At 35.5% G+C, this 18,146-nt stretch carries 19 protein-coding genes and 1 other annotated feature; of the genes, 17 read left to right on the forward strand and 2 right to left on the reverse strand.

Features of this window, described 5'->3' with window-relative positions:
- Positions 1-64: 64 nt before the first annotated feature.
- From rpmG to ACZM4J_RS09350, 12 genes are all read left to right on the forward strand, one after another.
- Complete coding sequence (gene rpmG, locus ACZM4J_RS09295; protein ID WP_022165495.1) at positions 65-214, forward strand: 50S ribosomal protein L33; 150 nt, start codon at positions 65-67, stop codon at positions 212-214.
- 18 nt (positions 215-232) lie between these two features.
- The gene (gene secE / locus ACZM4J_RS09300) at positions 233-433 is read left to right on the forward strand and encodes a preprotein translocase subunit SecE (RefSeq protein ID WP_022165494.1); all 201 of its coding nucleotides are present in this window, start codon (positions 233-235) and stop codon (positions 431-433) included.
- A 24-nt stretch (positions 434-457) separates the two neighbouring features.
- Entirely contained in the window at positions 458-979 is a 522-nt protein-coding gene (nusG, locus tag ACZM4J_RS09305; RefSeq protein WP_489486010.1) for a transcription termination/antitermination protein NusG, read from the forward strand.
- A 118-nt stretch (positions 980-1,097) separates the two neighbouring features.
- Positions 1,098-1,523: a 50S ribosomal protein L11 gene (rplK, locus tag ACZM4J_RS09310; protein ID WP_022165492.1), complete on the forward strand. Its 426-nt coding sequence runs from the start codon at positions 1,098-1,100 to the stop codon at positions 1,521-1,523.
- A gap of 82 nt (positions 1,524-1,605) precedes the next feature.
- On the forward strand, positions 1,606-2,310 hold the full coding sequence (gene rplA, locus ACZM4J_RS09315) for a 50S ribosomal protein L1 (protein WP_022165491.1): 705 nt from the start codon (positions 1,606-1,608) through the stop codon (positions 2,308-2,310).
- A gap of 101 nt (positions 2,311-2,411) precedes the next feature.
- Positions 2,412-2,570, forward strand: a sequence feature (ribosomal protein L10 leader region).
- 59 nt (positions 2,571-2,629) lie between these two features.
- Positions 2,630-3,124, forward strand: coding sequence for a 50S ribosomal protein L10 (rplJ, locus tag ACZM4J_RS09320; RefSeq protein WP_489486012.1), 495 nt, complete (start codon positions 2,630-2,632; stop codon positions 3,122-3,124).
- 77 nt (positions 3,125-3,201) lie between these two features.
- Positions 3,202-3,567, forward strand: coding sequence for a 50S ribosomal protein L7/L12 (gene rplL / locus ACZM4J_RS09325; RefSeq protein WP_022165489.1), 366 nt, complete (start codon positions 3,202-3,204; stop codon positions 3,565-3,567).
- A gap of 354 nt (positions 3,568-3,921) precedes the next feature.
- Positions 3,922-7,755 (forward strand): DNA-directed RNA polymerase subunit beta, encoded by a 3,834-nt coding sequence (gene rpoB, locus ACZM4J_RS09330; protein ID WP_022165488.1) that lies wholly within the window; start codon positions 3,922-3,924, stop codon positions 7,753-7,755.
- 18 nt (positions 7,756-7,773) lie between these two features.
- Complete coding sequence (gene rpoC / locus ACZM4J_RS09335; protein ID WP_489486013.1) at positions 7,774-11,601, forward strand: DNA-directed RNA polymerase subunit beta'; 3,828 nt, start codon at positions 7,774-7,776, stop codon at positions 11,599-11,601.
- A gap of 293 nt (positions 11,602-11,894) precedes the next feature.
- Positions 11,895-12,359: a hypothetical protein gene (locus ACZM4J_RS09340; RefSeq protein WP_489486015.1), complete on the forward strand. Its 465-nt coding sequence runs from the start codon at positions 11,895-11,897 to the stop codon at positions 12,357-12,359.
- A gap of 160 nt (positions 12,360-12,519) precedes the next feature.
- A complete protein-coding gene (locus ACZM4J_RS09345; RefSeq protein WP_489486016.1) occupies positions 12,520-12,651 on the forward strand; it encodes a hypothetical protein in 132 nt (43 codons plus the stop codon).
- Positions 12,652-12,663: 12 nt separating this feature from the next.
- Positions 12,664-13,239, forward strand: a complete 576-nt coding sequence (locus ACZM4J_RS09350) for a queuosine precursor transporter (protein ID WP_489486031.1) — start codon at positions 12,664-12,666, stop codon at positions 13,237-13,239.
- 110 nt (positions 13,240-13,349) lie between these two features.
- Here the strand turns inward: ACZM4J_RS09350 and ACZM4J_RS09355 are convergent, their stop codons facing one another.
- Both ACZM4J_RS09355 and ACZM4J_RS09360 read right to left on the reverse strand, forming a co-directional pair.
- On the reverse strand, positions 13,350-14,714 hold the full coding sequence (locus tag ACZM4J_RS09355) for an MATE family efflux transporter (RefSeq protein ID WP_489486018.1): 1,365 nt from the start codon (positions 14,712-14,714) through the stop codon (positions 13,350-13,352).
- Positions 14,715-15,005: 291 nt separating this feature from the next.
- Entirely contained in the window at positions 15,006-15,335 is a 330-nt protein-coding gene (locus ACZM4J_RS09360) for a helix-turn-helix domain-containing protein (protein ID WP_117998502.1), read from the reverse strand.
- Positions 15,336-15,635: 300 nt separating this feature from the next.
- On the opposite strand from ACZM4J_RS09360, the gene ACZM4J_RS09365 reads away from it, so the two are divergent.
- The 5 genes from ACZM4J_RS09365 (at position 15,636) to ACZM4J_RS09385 (ending at position 18,146) form a co-directional block, all read left to right on the forward strand.
- Complete coding sequence (locus ACZM4J_RS09365; protein ID WP_022165483.1) at positions 15,636-15,827, forward strand: helix-turn-helix transcriptional regulator; 192 nt, start codon at positions 15,636-15,638, stop codon at positions 15,825-15,827.
- A 25-nt stretch (positions 15,828-15,852) separates the two neighbouring features.
- On the forward strand, positions 15,853-16,407 hold the full coding sequence (locus ACZM4J_RS09370) for a hypothetical protein (RefSeq protein WP_489486019.1): 555 nt from the start codon (positions 15,853-15,855) through the stop codon (positions 16,405-16,407).
- A gap of 110 nt (positions 16,408-16,517) precedes the next feature.
- On the forward strand, positions 16,518-17,045 hold the full coding sequence (locus ACZM4J_RS09375; RefSeq protein WP_412622999.1) for a hypothetical protein: 528 nt from the start codon (positions 16,518-16,520) through the stop codon (positions 17,043-17,045).
- 226 nt (positions 17,046-17,271) lie between these two features.
- Positions 17,272-17,844, forward strand: coding sequence for a 2-oxoacid:acceptor oxidoreductase subunit gamma family protein (locus ACZM4J_RS09380; RefSeq protein ID WP_022165481.1), 573 nt, complete (start codon positions 17,272-17,274; stop codon positions 17,842-17,844).
- Entirely contained in the window at positions 17,844-18,146 is a 303-nt protein-coding gene (locus tag ACZM4J_RS09385) for a 4Fe-4S binding protein (protein ID WP_022165480.1), read from the forward strand. Before ACZM4J_RS09380 ends, ACZM4J_RS09385 begins: the two co-directional genes overlap by 1 nt.

Genomic DNA, 18,146 nt, shown 5'->3' on the forward strand with positions numbered 1-18,146 from the left:
ATAATTTATTGCTAAATATTACAAAGAAGTACCCTTAGGATAGAATAAAGCGGAGGTGAAACTCATGAGAACAAAGATTACATTAGAATGTACAGAATGCAAGCAGAGAAATTATAATACAACTAAGGATAAGAAAACACATCCAGATAGAGTTGAAACAAAGAAGTATTGTAAATTCTGTCAGAAGCACACATTACACAAAGAAACAAAATAGTCTATTGGAGGTGGAATTATGGCAGAAGCAAAGAAAAAATCAGGCTTAAAAAATTGGTTTACTGGTTTAAAAGCTGAATTTTCAAAAATTATCTGGCCAACAAAAGCATCAATCGTAAGACAGACTGTTGTTGTTGTAATAGTCACTCTTATTATGGGAGTTCTTATTGGTTTGATCGATCAGTTAATACAGTTCGGTCTTAATGGAATTATTGGTTAATAAGAATAAATAAGAGGTGAGTAAATGGCAGAGGCAAATTGGTATGTTGTTCATACTTATTCAGGTTATGAAAATAAAGCAAAGACTAATATCGAGCAATCTATTGAAAATAGAAAATTGCAGGATCAGATATTAGAAGTATCAGTTCCAACACAGGAAGTGGTAGAATTGAAAAATGGAGTAAAGAAAGTTTCGGAAAAGAAACTTTTCCCTGGATACGTGCTTATAAACATGGTTATGAATGATGACACATGGTATGTTGTAAGAAATACCAGAGGTGTTACAGGATTCGTAGGTCCGGGGTCAAAGCCAGTTCCTCTTACAGAAGATGAAATGATGACTCTTGGTGTCAAAACTAACGAAAGAATCAACGTTGATTTTGAAGAGGGAGAAATGGTTAATGTTATCGCAGGCGTTTGGGCCGGAACAGCCGGAGAAATCAAACGTATTGATGAAACAAGACAGACAGTTACAATTAATGTGGACATGTTTGGTAGAGAAACTCCGGTAGAGTTAAACTTTAACGAAGTTAAAAAGTTGAAATAAAGCCTTTTAGGTTTTATGAAAGTGTATAATTACACTTATAGAAGAATGTTTCACGGTGCATCGTGAAGCAGTGGGAGGGGTTCCCGATAATACCACAATTTTTAGGAGGTGCCGAAAGATGGCAAAGAAAGTAGAAGGATACATTAAATTGCAAATCGAAGCTGGCAAAGCAACACCAGCTCCACCAGTTGGTCCAGCACTTGGACAGTGGGGATTAAACATCGTTCAGTTCACAAAGGACTTCAACGCAAGAACAGCTGATCAGCCTGGAATGATTATTCCTGTAGTTATCACTGTATATCAGGACAAGAGTTTTAGTTTTGTAACAAAGACTCCACCTGCAGCAGTTTTATTAAAGAAGGCTTGCAAAATCCAAAAAGGTGCAGGCAATTCATTAAAAGAACAGGTTGCTACAATTTCTAAAGCAGACTTACAGCAGATTGCTGAAACAAAGATGCAGGATCTTAACGCTGCAAACATTGAATCAGCTATGAGCATGATCGCAGGAACTGCTAGAAGCATGGGAATTAAGGTTGAAGACTAATCGACTAAAGGCAATAATTTAATCGAAAAAAGAATTGAAAAAACGTGGGAGGTATATCCGTTATTACCACGAGGAGGTTTAAATGAAGAGAGGTAAGAAGTATATTGATGCAGCAAAGACTATTGATAGAGCTGCTCAGTATGATACAGAAGAAGCAATTTCTTTAGTAAAGAAAAGTGCAGTTGCAAAATTTGATGAAACAATAGAATGCCACATCAGAACAGGTTGTGACGGACGTCATGCAGATCAGCAGATTCGTGGTGCTGTAGTATTACCTAACGGAACAGGTAAAACTGTTAAGGTTTTAGTTTTCGCTAAAGGTGCTAAGGCTGATGAAGCAGAAGCAGCAGGAGCTGATTTCGTAGGTGGCGAAGAATTAATTCCAAAGATCCAGAACGAAGGTTGGTTCGACTTTGACGTAGTTGTAGCTACACCTGACATGATGGGTGTTGTTGGTAGACTTGGTCGTGTACTTGGACCTAAGGGCTTAATGCCTAACCCAAAAGCAGGTACAGTAACAATGGATGTAACAAAGGCTATTGAAGAAATCAAAGCTGGTAAGATTGAATACAGACTTGATAAGGCTAACATTATTCACGTTCCAGTTGGTAAGGCTTCATTTACAGAAGAACAGCTTACAGAAAACTTCAACGCATTAATGGATGCTATCATTAAAGTTAAGCCTGCAGCAGTTAAGGGTGCTTACCTTAAGACTGTTACACTTACATCAACAATGGGACCTGGAGTAAAGGTTAACCCAACAAAGCTTACAAGTGCTAATGCTTAATTAGATTTTGCCTAATTGCATTAGAAAGTGTTTCTAATGCGCACTGACAAAATATTGTAAACTTAGTTGACAATAAAATAATATTGTGCTAATATGCACAAGTGGTTGAAAACCAATTGCCGAAGACAGTAGGTATTTGTCGCTGATTTATCAGCTACGAATGTAAGTGCGAGAATGATTGTCGCCTACCGAGGGATTAAGTTAACAAACAAGACTTTATACCTCTCTGTCTTTAGGCAGAGAGGTTTCTTATATTATAAGAAATATAAATTCGTGCAATGAAGTTGACGACCTAAAATAAATAAGGAGGAAAACATTCATGGCAAAAGTAGAGTTAAAGCAACCTATCGTTGAAGAAATCTCAGAATTACTTAATGGCGCAGCTACAGCAGTTGTAGTTGATTATCGTGGATTAACTGTTGCTGAAGATACAGAACTTCGTAAGCAGTTAAGAGAAGCTGGTGTTGTATACAAAGTATACAAGAACACAATGATTAATTTTGCAATTAAGGATACTGAATTTGCAGATTTAGCTCAGCATCTTGAAGGACCTACTGCTATTGCAGTATGTAAAGATGATGCTACAGCAGTAGCTAGAGTATTAGCAAAATTCGCTAAGACAGCTGAAGCTTTAGAAATCAAGGGTGGTGTAGTAGACGGTGTTTACTATGATCAGGCAGGAATTGCTCAGATTGCATCTATCCCATCAAGAGAAGTACTTCTCTCAAAATTACTTGGTTCTATGCAGTCACCAATTACAAACTTCGCTCGTGTTATTAAGCAGATTGCTGAAAAAGACGAAGAAGCAGCATAGAAATTAAGAAACAATTAAAAAATGGACATAAGTTTATGAACATTCAATAAAATTAGAATAATTAGGAGGAATTTACAATGACAACAGAAGAAATCATTGAAGTAATTAAAGGTTTAACAGTATTAGAATTAAATGACCTTGTAAAGGCATGTGAAGAAGAATTTGGTGTATCAGCAGCAGCAGGTGTTGTAGTTGCAGCAGCAGGTGCAGAAGGCGGAGCAGCTGAAGAAAAGACAGAATTCGACGTTGAATTAACAGAAGTTGGTGATCAGAAGGTTAAGGTTATCAAGGCAGTTAAGGATGCAACTGGTTTAGGACTTAAGGAAGCTAAGGAAGTAGTTGACGGAGCTCCTAAGGTAGTTAAGGAAGGTGTTTCTAAGGAAGAAGCTGAAGCACTTAAGAGCCAGTTAGAAGAAGTTGGAGCAGTTGTAACTCTTAAGTAGTTATAAACTAATCTGATAAAAAAGAGAATTTAAGGGAATCGGAGAATATCCGGTTCCCTTTTTACGTATAAAAGAGGCTCTTTGTCAAGCTTGGGAGTAATCCCTCACATAAAATAGATACCTTTGAGTAAAATGATAATTTTTGCAAATTTTAATTTGCGATTTTTAGGGAAGTCAAAAAAATAAAGTCTTGACTTTTTAAGAAAAAAATGGTAAATTCAAATATGCTATGCATTAAAGGGCGTATTGCGCCCAAATGAGAGCATTTTGGTTTACATAAAAACCAAAGAACTAATAAAATTAAGTGATAGCAACAAAATTTTTAATTATATTAAGACAAGGAGAGTAACGTCGATGGAGAAGAACAGAATCACTCCTGTTAAGGCAGGAAAAGGTATTCGTATGAGCTATTCAAGATCAAAAGAAGTTCTTGAAATGCCAAATCTTATTGAAGTTCAAAGAGATTCATATGAATGGTTTCTTACTACAGGTCTAAAAGAAGTATTGGATGATATATCCCCTATTGAGGATTATGCCCAAAACTTAAGTCTTGAATTTATTGACTTCAAATTATGTGAAGAAGATAAAAAGTACACTATTGAAGAGTGTAAAGAAAGAGACGCAACTTATGCCGCACCTTTAAAGGTAAAAGTAAGACTCCACAACAAGGAAACAGGTGAATTTACAGAACATGATATTTTCATGGGTGATTTACCACTTATGACTGCAACAGGTACATTTGTAATCAATGGTGCAGAACGTGTAATTGTCAGCCAGTTAGTTCGTTCACCGGGTATATACTATGTTATTGGACACGATAAGGTAGGTAAGGAATTATATACATCACAGGTAATTCCTAACCGTGGTGCATGGTTAGAATACGAAACAGATTCTAATGATGTTTTCTATGTACGTGTAGATAGAACAAGAAAAGTTCCTGTAACAGTTCTTATTAGAGCATTAGGTATTGGAACAAATGCAGAAATTATTGATTTATTTGGTGAAGAAGAAAAACTTCTTGCTACTTTTGAAAAGGATTCAAGTGATGATTACGAAAGTGGTCTTTTAGAATTATATAAGAAGATTCGTCCAGGTGAACCACTTAGTGTTGATAGTGCTGAAGCTATTATTTCAGGTATGTTCTTTGATGCAAGAAGATATGATCTTGCCAGAGTAGGTAGATATAAATACAACAAGAAACTTGCTTTCCAGAGCAGAATTGTTGGTCAGTTTTTAGCAGAAGATGTTATTAATACAACAACAGGTGAAGTTTTAGCAGAAGCTGGAACTAAAGTAACAAAAGAACTTGCTACAGACATTCAGAATGCAGCTGTTCCATCAGTAATGATTCAGACAGACGTTAAGAATGAAAAAGTATTATCAAACATGGCTGTTGACATTAACGCTTATGTTGATTTTGATTGCAAGGAATTAGGAATTTTAGAAAATGTTTACTATCCTGTACTTGCTGAAATTTTAGCAGAAAATGAAACAGAAGAAGAGTTAAAGGATGCTATTAAGAGAAATGCTCACGAATTAGTTCCAAAGCATATAACAAAGGAAGATATCCTTGCATCAATTAACTACTTATTAAACATTGAATACGGTATCGGAAGTGTTGATGACATTGACCACTTAGGAAACAGACGTATTCGTGCTGTAGGTGAATTACTTCAGAACCAGTACAGAATTGGTCTTTCAAGAATGGAAAGAGTTGTTCGTGAAAGAATGACAACACAGGATCTTGAAGGAGTTTCTCCACAGACATTAATTAACATTAAACCTGTAACTGCAGCTGTTAAGGAATTCTTCGGAAGTTCACAGTTGTCACAGTTCATGGATCAGAATAACCCACTTGGTGAGTTGACACATAAGAGACGTTTATCAGCGTTAGGACCTGGTGGTCTTTCAAGAGATCGTGCCGGATTCGAGGTTCGAGACGTTCACTATACTCACTACGGAAGAATGTGTCCTATCGAGACACCTGAAGGACCTAACATCGGTCTTATTAACTCATTTGCATCTTTCGCAAGATTAAATGAGTATGGATTTATTGAAGCTCCTTACAGAGTTGTTGATAAGTCAGATCCTGAAAACCCAAGAGTTACAGATGAAGTTGTATATATTACAGCAGATGAAGAGGATGCATATACAGTAGCACAGGCTAACGAACCATTAGATGAAAACGGCTACTTCATTAATAAGAACGTATCAGGTCGTTTCAGAGAAGAAACATCACAGTTTGACAAGAAGAGAATTGACCTTATGGACGTTTCTCCTAGAATGGTATTCTCTGTAGCTACATCAATGATTCCTTTCTTACAGAACGATGATGCTAACCGTGCCCTCATGGGATCAAACATGCAGCGTCAGGCAGTTCCACTTATCACTACAGAAGCTCCTGTAGTTGGTACAGGTATGGAAGGAAAGGCAGCCGTTGACTCAGGTGTTTGTATTGTTGCAAAACGTGCAGGTGTAATTGAAAAGTCAACAGCAAGAGAAATTGTTATTAAGTATGATGATAATGGAGAAAAAGAATCATACCACTTAACAAAATTTGCAAGAAGTAACCAGAGTAACTGCTATAACCACAGAAACATTGTTTTCAAGGGTGACCATGTAGAAGCAGGCGAAGTTATCGCTGACGGTGCTTCAACATCAAACGGTGAAATCGCTCTTGGTAAGAACCCACTTATTGGTTTCATGACATGGGAAGGTTATAACTACGAAGATGCTGTACTTCTTAGTGAAAGATTAGTTCAGGATGATGTTTATACATCAATTCATATAGAAGAATACGAAACAGAAGCAAGAGATACAAAACTTGGACCTGAAGAAATCACAAATGATGTACCAGGTGTTGGTGATGAAGCAAGAAAAGACCTTGATGAAAGAGGTATCATTAGAATTGGTGCTGAAGTAAGAGCAGGTGATATTCTTGTTGGTAAGGTTACACCAAAGGGTGAAACAGAACTTACACCAGAAGAAAGATTACTTAGAGCTATTTTCGGAGAAAAAGCAAGAGAAGTAAGAGATACATCACTTAAGGTTCCTCATGGTGAAACAGGTATCGTTGTTGATGCTAAGGTATTCAAGAGAGAAAACGGAGACGAATTAGCTCCAGGCGTAAACGAATCAGTTCGTATTTATATTGCACAGAAGAGAAAAATCTCTGTAGGTGATAAGATGGCTGGTCGTCATGGTAACAAGGGTGTAGTTTCAAGAGTATTACCAGTTGAAGATATGCCATTCTTACCAAATGGTAGACCACTTGATATTGTACTTAACCCATTAGGTGTACCTTCACGTATGAACATTGGACAGGTATTGGAAATCCACTTAAGCCTTGCAGCTAAAGTATTAGGATTTAACATTGCAACTCCTGTATTTGACGGTGCAGACGAGTATGACATTATGGATACTCTTGAACTTGCAAACGATTATGCAAATACAGAATGGGAAGACTTTGTTGCTAAGTACAAAGACGTATTAAAACCGGAAGTTATGCAGTATTTAGAAGAACACCTTGATCATAGAGAAGAATGGAAGGGCGTTCCAATTGCTAGAGATGGTAAAGTTAGACTTAGAGACGGTAGAACAGGTGAATATTTCGATAACCCTGTAACAATCGGTTTCATGCATTACTTGAAACTTCACCACTTAGTAGATGATAAGATTCATGCTCGTTCAACTGGTCCTTACTCATTAGTAACTCAGCAGCCACTTGGTGGTAAAGCTCAGTTCGGTGGACAGAGATTCGGTGAAATGGAAGTTTGGGCACTTGAAGCTTACGGTGCATCATATACATTACAGGAAATCTTAACATTTAAGTCAGATGACGTTGTAGGACGTGTTAAGACTTACGAAGCAATTATTAAGGGTGAAAACATCCCTCAGCCGGGTGTTCCTGAATCATTCAAGGTACTTGTAAAAGAACTTCAGGCATTAGCACTTGATATTAACGTATTAGACAAAGATAATAATGTTGTTGAATTAAAAGAAAGCATTGATTATGGTGAAACAAGCTTTAATGCTATCTTAAATAACGACAGCAAGAATTATAGTCAGAATAAAGAAGACAGCCAGGATTTTGCTAAGGCTGGATATCATACACAGGAATTTGTTGGAGAAGAACTTCAGACAGTTAATGCTGATGGAACAGTATTTGAAGATGGTCAGGAAAATTAATAGAAGGGAGATTTGATCATGGCAGATGTAAACGTAAGTGAACAGCTTGCATTCGATAAAATTAAAATCGGTCTTGCTTCACCGGAAACAATCAGAAAGTGGGCTACTAGAAAAGTAGGCGACAAAGAAGTTTTAGGCGAAGTAACAAAACCGGAAACAATTAACTACAGAACATTAAAGCCTGAAAAGGACGGTTTATTCTGTGAAAAGATTTTCGGACCTAATAAGGACTGGGAATGTCATTGTGGTAAATATAAGAAAATCAGATATAAAGGTGTAGTCTGCGATAGATGTGGTGTTGAAGTGACAAAATCAAGCGTTCGTCGTGAACGTATGGGTTGTGTTGTTTTGGCAACTCCTGTATCACATATTTGGTACTTTAAAGGAATCCCTTCAAGAATGGGACTTATCCTTGACATTTCACCAAGAATTTTAGAGAAGGTATTATACTTTGCTTCATATATAGTGCTTGATCCAATGGATACAACATTAGAATATAAGCAGGTTTTATCAGAAAAAGAATATAGAGAAGCTTATGAAGAATTTGGTGGAAAGTTTAGAGTAGGCATGGGTGCTGAAGCAGTTAAAGAATTGCTTCAGAGCATCGATGTTGAAAAAGAAGCTGAAGAATTAAAAGCTGAATTATTTGAAGCTACAGGTCAGAAGAAGGCTAAGATTGTTAAGAGACTTGAAGTGTTTGAGGCATTTAGAAGCTCAGGAAACAAGCCTGAATGGATGATTATGGATGTAATTCCTGTAATTCCTCCAGATATCAGACCTATGGTTCAGTTAGAGGGTGGTAGATTTGCTACATCTGACTTAAATGACTTATACAGAAGAATTATCAACAGAAACAACCGTCTTAAGAGAATTCTTGAGTTAGGCGCACCTGAAATTATTATCAGAAATGAAAAGAGAATGCTTCAGGAAGCTGTTGATGCTTTAATTGATAATGGTAGACGTGGTAGAGCGGTTACAGGACCTGGTAACAGACCTCTTAAGTCACTTTCAGATATGCTTAAAGGTAAGCAGGGACGTTTCCGTCAGAACTTACTTGGTAAGCGTGTTGACTATTCAGGACGTTCGGTTATCGTAGTAGGACCTGAACTTAAGATTTACCAGTGTGGTCTTCCAAAAGAAATGGCTATCGAATTATTCAAGCCATTCGTTATGAAAGAATTAGTAGAACAGGGTACAGCACATAACATTAAGGCTGCTAAGAAGATGGTAGAAAGACTTCAGACAGAAGTTTGGGATGTACTTGAAGAAGTAATTAAAGAACATCCTGTTATGTTAAACAGAGCTCCTACACTTCATAGATTAGGTATTCAGGCGTTCGAACCTGTATTAGTAGAAGGTAGAGCTATTAAGTTACATCCATTAGTATGTACAGCCTTCAATGCCGACTTTGATGGTGACCAGATGGCTGTCCATCTTCCACTTTCAGTAGAAGCACAGGCAGAATGTAGATTCTTACTTCTTTCACCTAACAACTTGTTGAAACCATCAGATGGTGCTCCTGTAGCAGTTCCTTCACAGGATATGGTACTTGGAATTTACTATTTAACAATGGATAAGATGGTTGATCATTCTAGGGATGAAGAAATCGTTGCCCAGGCAGGTGATAAGCTTTACGGTTCAGAAGAAGAAATTAAGGAAGCATTAGATGCAGGTAAGTTAGGTACACATGATTATATCAGATATGACGCTGGAGACAGAATTGTAGTATGTGAACCTATTGACGTTTTAGGACATTACTTTAGTGATGAAAACCAGGCTATTTTGGCTTATGAAAATGGTGATATTTCTCTTCACCAGAAGATTAGAGTTAAGAGAAAAGTATTTAACGGTAAGGGAGAAGAAGTTGAAGGCGTTATTTCAACAACACTTGGACGTTGCTTATTCAATGAAATTCTTCCACAGGATTTAGGCTTTGTTAAGAGAGAAACTGATGAAGATTACCTTAAGTTCGAAGTTGATTTCCACGTAGGAAAGAAAGGCTTAAAGCAGATTCTTGAAAAAGTAATCAACAATCATGGTGCTACAAAGACTGCAGAAGTTCTTGATAACATCAAGGCTATGGGTTACAAGTTCTCAACAAGAGCAGCCATGACAGTATCTATTTCAGATATGACAGTACCTGAAGCTAAGAAGACTATCTTAGCAGAAGCTGAAAAGACAGTAGATAAGATTACAAAGCATTTCCGCAGAGGTTTCTTAACAGATGAGGAAAGATACAAAGAAGTAATCGAAACATGGCAGGAAGCCGATAACCAGATTACAACAGCCCTTCTTGGTGGGCTTGATAAATACAACAACATCTTTATGATGGCCGACTCAGGAGCCCGTGGTTCTGACAAGCAGATTAAACAGCTTGCCGGTATGCGTGGTTTGATGGCTGATACAACAGGTAAGACTATCGAACTTCCTATTAAGTCAAACTTCCGTGAAGGACTTGACGTATTGGAATACTTTATTTCAGCCCATGGTGCTAGAAAGGGTATGTCAGATACAGCCTTAAGAACAGCCGATTCAGGATACCTTACAAGAAGACTTGTAGACGTATCACAGGATTTAATTATTCGTGATGTTGATTGTTGTGAAGGCAAGGCAATTCCATATATGGAAATTGAGTCATTAATGGACGGTAGCGAAGTTATCGAAAGCCTTGAAGAAAGAATTACAGGCAGAACTGCAGCAGAAACAATGTATGATGCAGATGGAAATGTAATTGTTAAAGCAAATCATATGATTACACCTAAGAGAGCAGCAGCTATTATTGCTACAGGTGTTGATAAAGTTAAGATTAGAACAATTCTTACATGTAAGTCACATGTAGGTGTTTGTGCTAAATGTTATGGTGCAAACATGGCTACAGGCCAGAGAGTACAGGTTGGTGAAGCAGTTGGTATTATTGCTGCTCAGTCAATCGGTGAACCTGGTACACAGCTTACTATGAGAACATTCCACTCTGGTGGTGTTGCCGGTGATGATATTACACAGGGTCTTCCTAGAGTAGAAGAATTATTTGAAGCTAGAAAACCAAAGGGACTTGCAATTATTGCTGAGTTCGGTGGTAGAGCTGAAATTAAAGAAACAAGAAAGAAACGTGAAGTTGTTGTAACAAACGAAGAAACAGGAGAATCAAAGGCATATCTTATTCCTTATGGTTCAAGAATTAAGATCCTTGATGGTACAATGCTTGAAGCAGGTGATGAACTTACAGAAGGTAGTATCAACCCACACGATCTCTTAAAGATTAAGGGACTTCGTGCAGTACAGGATTACATGATTCGTGAAGTACAGAGAGTTTACCGTTTACAAGGTGTAGAAATCAACGATAAGCACGTTGAAGTTATTGTACGTCAGATGCTTAAGAAGATTAAGGTTGATACAGCAGGAGATTCAGAATTCTTACCTGGAACAACTGTTGAAGTTCTTAACTTCAATGAAGTAAACGAAGAACTTGAAGCACAGGGCAAGGAACCAGCAACAGGTACACAGATTATGCTTGGTATCACAAAGGCTTCACTTGCTACAAATTCATTCTTGTCAGCTGCTTCATTCCAGGAAACAACAAGAGTTCTTACAGAAGCTGCTATTAGTGGTAAGGTTGATCCACTTGTTGGTATTAAGGAAAACGTACTTATTGGTAAGTTAATTCCAGCCGGTACAGGTATTGAAAGATATCGTTCAGTAAAATTAAGCACTGATAAGAATCAGGTTCCTGAAGATGAAGAAGTGTTATCAGTTTCAGAAGATGAAGAAGTTTTAGCTGTTTCTGAAGATGCAGAAGGAAATGAAACATTAGAAGTTTCTGAAACAATTGAAGTTACAGAAGAATAGTAGAAAATTATAATCTCACACTAATTAAATAAGACAGTTCGAAACCATCCTGTCTATAAAAAAAACTAGGGAAACAATCACATATGTGGTTTAAAAAGAGTGCCCTAGTGGCGCTCTTTTTTTCTGTAATAAGAAATTCTCTCAGAATTTATTATTAAACAAAAAAAGTTCCACTATAGATGCGCACTCGTGGGAAAGGAAAAAGTTCCACTATAGATGTACACTCGCGCAATAGGAAAAATGTTGCGAACGGACACGCGCTCGGTGCGTAGAATATCCCAAGAGAGATTGTTATGTTGGTAGGTGATGGCTGCAAATGGCGTAAGTGCAGATTTTGCGATTATCATTTAGACAGCAGTTTGGATATTGAAGCAAACTACAAGATTAACAAAGAAGCTTTAGAGCAGGTTACAGGACTTTATAATGAATTAGAAGTTATTAATTCAGGTAGTTTTGTTGATTTAGATGAAAAGACAATTTCTTTAATAAAGAAGATTTGTTTAGAGAAAAATATTAAAACAATTCATTTTGAATGTCATTACATGCATAAAGATGATGTTAAGGATTTTAAGAAAAGTTTCGAGGACCTTGGTGTAGAAAGCATTATTAAATTAGGTCTTGAAACCTTTGACTATAATTTAAGGGAAAATGTATTGGTTAAAGGAATTGAGGAGAAAGGTCCTAAGTATAAGGATAATAAAAGAGTGGATATTTTGTTAAATAACACTGATTTCGGAGTGGGAGAGAACAAAGAGTAGATATAGTTGAGAAAGAAAAAAACAAATTAGTTTTTTACTGTGAAAAATCAATTGCAAATACGTAAAAGATGAAATCGCAGAAAAAATAAAGACATTATACCGGCTAGCAGAGAAATTAATGCTATAGCTGTAAATTACAAAAAAGAGGAGGATAAGTATTATGTCTAATGAAGTTTTATTATTACTTTCAGTTTTAATTATTTATGGAAGCACACTAATTTTTTTAAAGGTGTTTGGGAAACAGGGCTTATATTGTTTTACATCAATAGCAACAATTGCAGCAAATCTTTAAGTTTTAATTGTAATTATTGCATTTGGAATGGAAATGACTTTGGGAAATGTACTATTTGCATCAACTTTCCTTGTAACTGATATTATCAGTGAAATATATGGAAAGAAAGAAGCAAAAACAGCAGTACATATAGGTATAGCTACATCAATACTTTTTGTAGTTTTGTCACAGTGGTGGTTACTTTACACACCTGCAAAATCAGATTTTGCAATGCCTGCAATGAAAACAATATTCTCAAATACACCAAGATTAATGATTGCCAGCATGCTTGTATACGCAATTGTACAGGAATTTGATGTGTGGGCATATCACAAATGGTGGGATTGGACTGAAAAGAAATTTGGCTCAAGGTACAAATTTCTTTGGTTAAGAAACAATGGTTCAACATTAATTTCTCAGTTTTTAAATAACTTATTATTTAATTTGGCTGCCTTCTGGGGAATACATAGCGTTAAAACTATTATTAATATTGTAATATCAAGTTATGTTATTTTTATTGCGACAAGTTTACTTGATACACCTTTTGTTTATTTGGCAAGAAGAATGCATAAGTCAGAAATGAAAAAGGTAAAGGCTAAACAAGAGTAAAAATAGTATAAGAATTTATAAAAACAAATAAAATAGATATGCATATAGAATTAGAGAGATATATATAAATAATATAGCATTAAATATAAATTTAAAAATGGAAGTCAAAATTAATTGGCTTCCATTTTTTTCAGTTCAGGTAATACTGTAAGTAGCATTGTTGTGAAACAGATGCTACCGCCGATTACGTTGGAGATTGGCTCCGCAATGAAAACACCCTGTGGACCAAGCTTCATCATAAAAGGAAGTATGTAAGTTAAAGGAACTACGATAATGACTTTCCTTAATAAAGAAAAGAAGATCGCCTGTTTCTTTTTGTTAAGAGACTTAAATATTGTCTGACCTATATATTGTAAATCCATAAAAATAAATGCAGCAAAATACATTTTTAAAGCAGGTATTGCATCTGCCATTAAATTAGTGTCTGATGTAAATAAAAGTATCAGATATTTGGGTGCAATGATAATAACACTCCATAAAACAATTGTGTATGCAATTACAAGAGTCATTAAAACAGCACCGGCTTTTTTGACACGCTTTGGTCTTTTTGCACCATAATTATAACTAATAATAGGAGAAGTTCCCTCATTAATTGCATAAATAGGTGTTTCAATCATCTGACGGAGACTTGACACAATTGTCATAACGGAAATGTAAACGTCTCCACCAACAATTGACAACACATGATTGCAACAAATAGAAACAAGACTGTTGGTTAATTGCATAATAAAACCTGCTGTACCAAGACTGATGATGTTTTTTGCGTAGTCAATGGAGTTTCTAAATTCATTTCTTTTTAAAAATCTAACTTTAAGTTCAGCTTTTTTCTCAAGAAAATAAAATACAAATAAAGCAGAGAAAATCTGTGAAATCACAGTTGCAATGGCAGCACCTTTAATACCCATGTCAAAAACGAATATAAAAATAGGATCTAATATTAAGTTGGATATAGCACCAACGGCAACTGACAACATACCGGTAGTGGCATAACCTTGGGCATTAATAAAAGGATTCATACCTGTTGAAATCATTGATGGTAAAGTACCAATAAGATAAATCATCATATATGGATAAGCATATTTTAGGGCGATTTCTGAAGCACCAAAAATAACTAATAGAGGTTTTGCGAAAACCATGCCAAGAGTCATAATAAAAAAGGCACTAACACATAGCATTGAAAAAGAGGTATTCATAATAGTTCTAGCTCTCTCTGCGTCACCCATGCCACGTTTAATAGAAAAAAGAGGTGCACCGCCACTTCCAAAAAGATTGCTAAATGCAGTTATAATTACAACAATTGGAAAACAAAGTCCAACAGCACCAAGAGCTGTAGTTCCCACATGTGGAATTCTTGCAATATATATTCTGTCAACAATGTTGTAAAGGAGGCTTAAAACCTGAGCCACAAGCATAGGTAATGCAGCACCTAAAATATTTCCTGTAACAGAACCATTCTCAAAATCTATTCGTTTCATGATAAAAATTTCCTTTCCAAGTATAATAAAAAATTTTGAAAATAAATACTATAAGAATAGTGTATATGAAAAATCGTTGTAGAAATATTATAACACCATTTACACAATATGCCGAAAAAAAAGAACTAAAACGTTGTTTTAATTCTTTTAAATGTTTATATTCTGTTGCTAAAATACCTATATTGAGATTTTTATATTCACATTAAAATCTTAATATTGAAAATCTTGCATTAAGATGTATATTCAGATTAAAATCTTCCCATTGAAATTCTCGGATTAAAAGAAAAACAATTACTCAATATCTAACAATTTGTCTACAGCTTTTTGCAATTTAGGATTGCGTCTGTATTGCTTAACCAGTTCTTCCTCATGCTTTGTTATATTAAAATTTAAATCACGATTATAACCAAAAGTTCCTAAAATGTTGTGAATATTATATATGTCGCACAACGTAAGCAAAGTATCAGCATTAGGCTGCGTCTGACCACTTTCCCAGCCATATATAGTTTTGTCGGCAGCCTTAATATTTTGGTTTTCAAGTAAAATAGAAACCTGGTGAACTGTTAAGTTGTTTCTTCTTCGGTACGCTTTAAGCACCTTTGCAATATTTTCATTTTTCATTATAAAAAACACCTCTTTCCTTATAATAAATGATGCGTATAACTACGTCAAACTATTTTTTTGAAACGAGAAACAAAAGATTGAAATTCTCGACTACAGAGAATATAATAAGGTATGAGCAGAAAAATAAGCGCGACGATAGGAGCATTTATTTTTACCTCATACCTTAATTTTATTTTTGGAAGAATGAAGTGCTTTTTTTGCGAAGCAAAAAGAAAAATAAAATCTATAAAAAGAGCAGAAAAATAAGCGCGACGATAGGAGCATTTATTTTTTAATAGAACACAGATGGTGGCATAAATGAAAAAGAAAGATAATGTTTCGGAAAAATTAGTTGAATACATAAAACAGAATAATATTTCAATAGAACAGATTTCAAAAGACACGGGAGTTAGTGGCTTTAAATTATCTAAGACCGATGTGGTTTTTACAGCATCGGAATTTTTGGAATTATGTTCTTATTTGAATGTGTCACCGGAATCGTTTAAATAACATTATAAAAACAGGGGAAGAAATATTGCTTAAATATATATGCACGAAAGACAACATTAGAACAAAGAGTAGTGTTTGTCCGGTTTGTGGGGATAGAACAGAACTTGAAAAATCAGATATATACTGGTGTGAAAACTGCAAAGTTCCATTGTATGACAAAATATGCGAGTGTTGTGGTGACAAAGGAAGAAGAATTACAACAGATATAAGACCAGTATTTCCTGAAGAAAGACTTTTACTGGAAATATTATTGGATAAAGAAATAGGAACATACGACAATTCATCAGTGTGGAATTGTGCAGGTAATAAATATTTAATAGATGGGGAACGAATTAAATTTTCCGTAAAAGATTTAAAAGAAAAAAATGCAGATAAGGTCAGAGAACAATATGAAAAGTTTGCTGATGCAATTTCTTATGACAGTTTTAATCAATACATGGACAAATTTGTTTCTGCTAACAAAAGCATAAAAGAATACGGAAGTGCCTTGCCAAGTGAAATGATTAACGCCTTTACAGGTGTTGAGGGGCGTTTAAAGGAACTCAGATTCCTTGTATCGGCACAGAATAATTTGAAATAATAAAGCACGCAATTAACAAGACTGATGAAAGTTTTAAAGATTTTATTTACAACAATGATGTAAATAATGAAATTATAGAAAAGTCATACAAAATACCATGTTTTGAAGGTATGTTTACCGAAAAAGACTATAAGGAAATTGTAGCAGAGGGTTGTTTTCCGATGCTTCCTTTAACAGCCTACAGTCTCCTTAACATAAGCGAAAAAGTTGCACAGAACGAGAGAAGTATTTTTACGTTTATTGCAAACGAGGAAAAAGGAACAGTTATCACTGCCATTGAAGAAGGACGTGAAGATTTAATTGCAGTTGATATGGTATATGACTATTTTGAAAATTTGTTTAGAGATAATGTAAGCCTGACTAACATACATAACGAGTGGTTAAAGGCTGACTATGCAATAATTAAGGCAGATTCATTGGCAGAAGAAAAAGTAAGAGAAGCTTTTGACACAAGTCCGAAAACTGAATATCAGTATACAAAAAATATGGATTTGTTTAATTCGTATGCAAGAGGCGGAATTGAATATCTTTATGAAAAATTGGTTGTAAGACCTGTAGATTTAGATGATGAAGAATTTATGGATGCCAGAATGTCTAACATAATGGCATTGTTTCGCGATGACATGCAGGAAATTTAATAACATGACTACATAAAACAAAAATACCTTTAAAGCAGATATAGCTCTGTTTTTAAGGTATTTTTATTTTCACATTTAATTAACCAACAATCATCAGAGAAAATAAACAAAATATTCTATATTTCCCTAAATCTCTTATTGAAACTACAAAATCTTTGACTTATAATTAATATTAATGCACTTTAATGCATTAACACGAAAAAATAGTAAAGAAGGAATAACAAATATGAAAGATACTCTTGAAATCAGATGGCATGGCCGAGGCGGTCAGGGTGCCAAAACAGCAGCCCTTCTTTTAGCAGAAGTGGCTTTCAAAACAGGAAAAAATGCACAGGGATTTCCAGAATATGGACCTGAAAGAATGGGAGCTCCAATCACTGCTTACGACAGAATCAGTGACCACCCAATTCGCGTACATTCAAACATTTATGATCCACAGTATGTAGTAGTTGTTGACGAAACTTTATTAGAAATCGTTGATGTTACTGCCGGATTAAGAGAAGATGGAGCAATACTTATTAATACATCAAGAAGTAAAGACGAGATTATTCCACACTTAAAAGGTTACAAAGGAAAAGTATACACAGTAGATGCAAAGAAAATCGCTATGGATACTTTAGGAAAGAACTTCCCTAACACACCAATGCTTGCTGCAATTGTAAAAGTTACAGGAGTTATTGAAGATGAAACATTCCTTAACGAAATGGAAGGCTCATTTAAGCACAAATTTGCCAAGAAGCCTGAAGTAATCAAAGGAAACATGGAAGCACTTAGAACAGCTTTAAGGGAGGTTAAATAATGGCAAAGACAGATATAACAAAATTAGGTCAGGACGTTGCCTGGCAGGATGTTACAAGAGGTAACACAATTGTCGGTTCAGGCACAACAAGAGAGTTTATTACAGGAGATTGGACAAGTGTAGCACCTGTAATTGACGAAGAAAAATGTAAACAATGTCTTTTATGTGTACCGGTTTGTCCGGACAGCTGTATTCCTGTAAAGGATTATAAGAGACAGGCAATAGATTTAGATCATTGCAAGGGTTGTGGAATATGCGTGAAGGCATGTCCATTTAATGCAATTAAGATGGAGGTGAAATAG

Source organism: Eubacterium sp., from assembly GCF_057858645.1.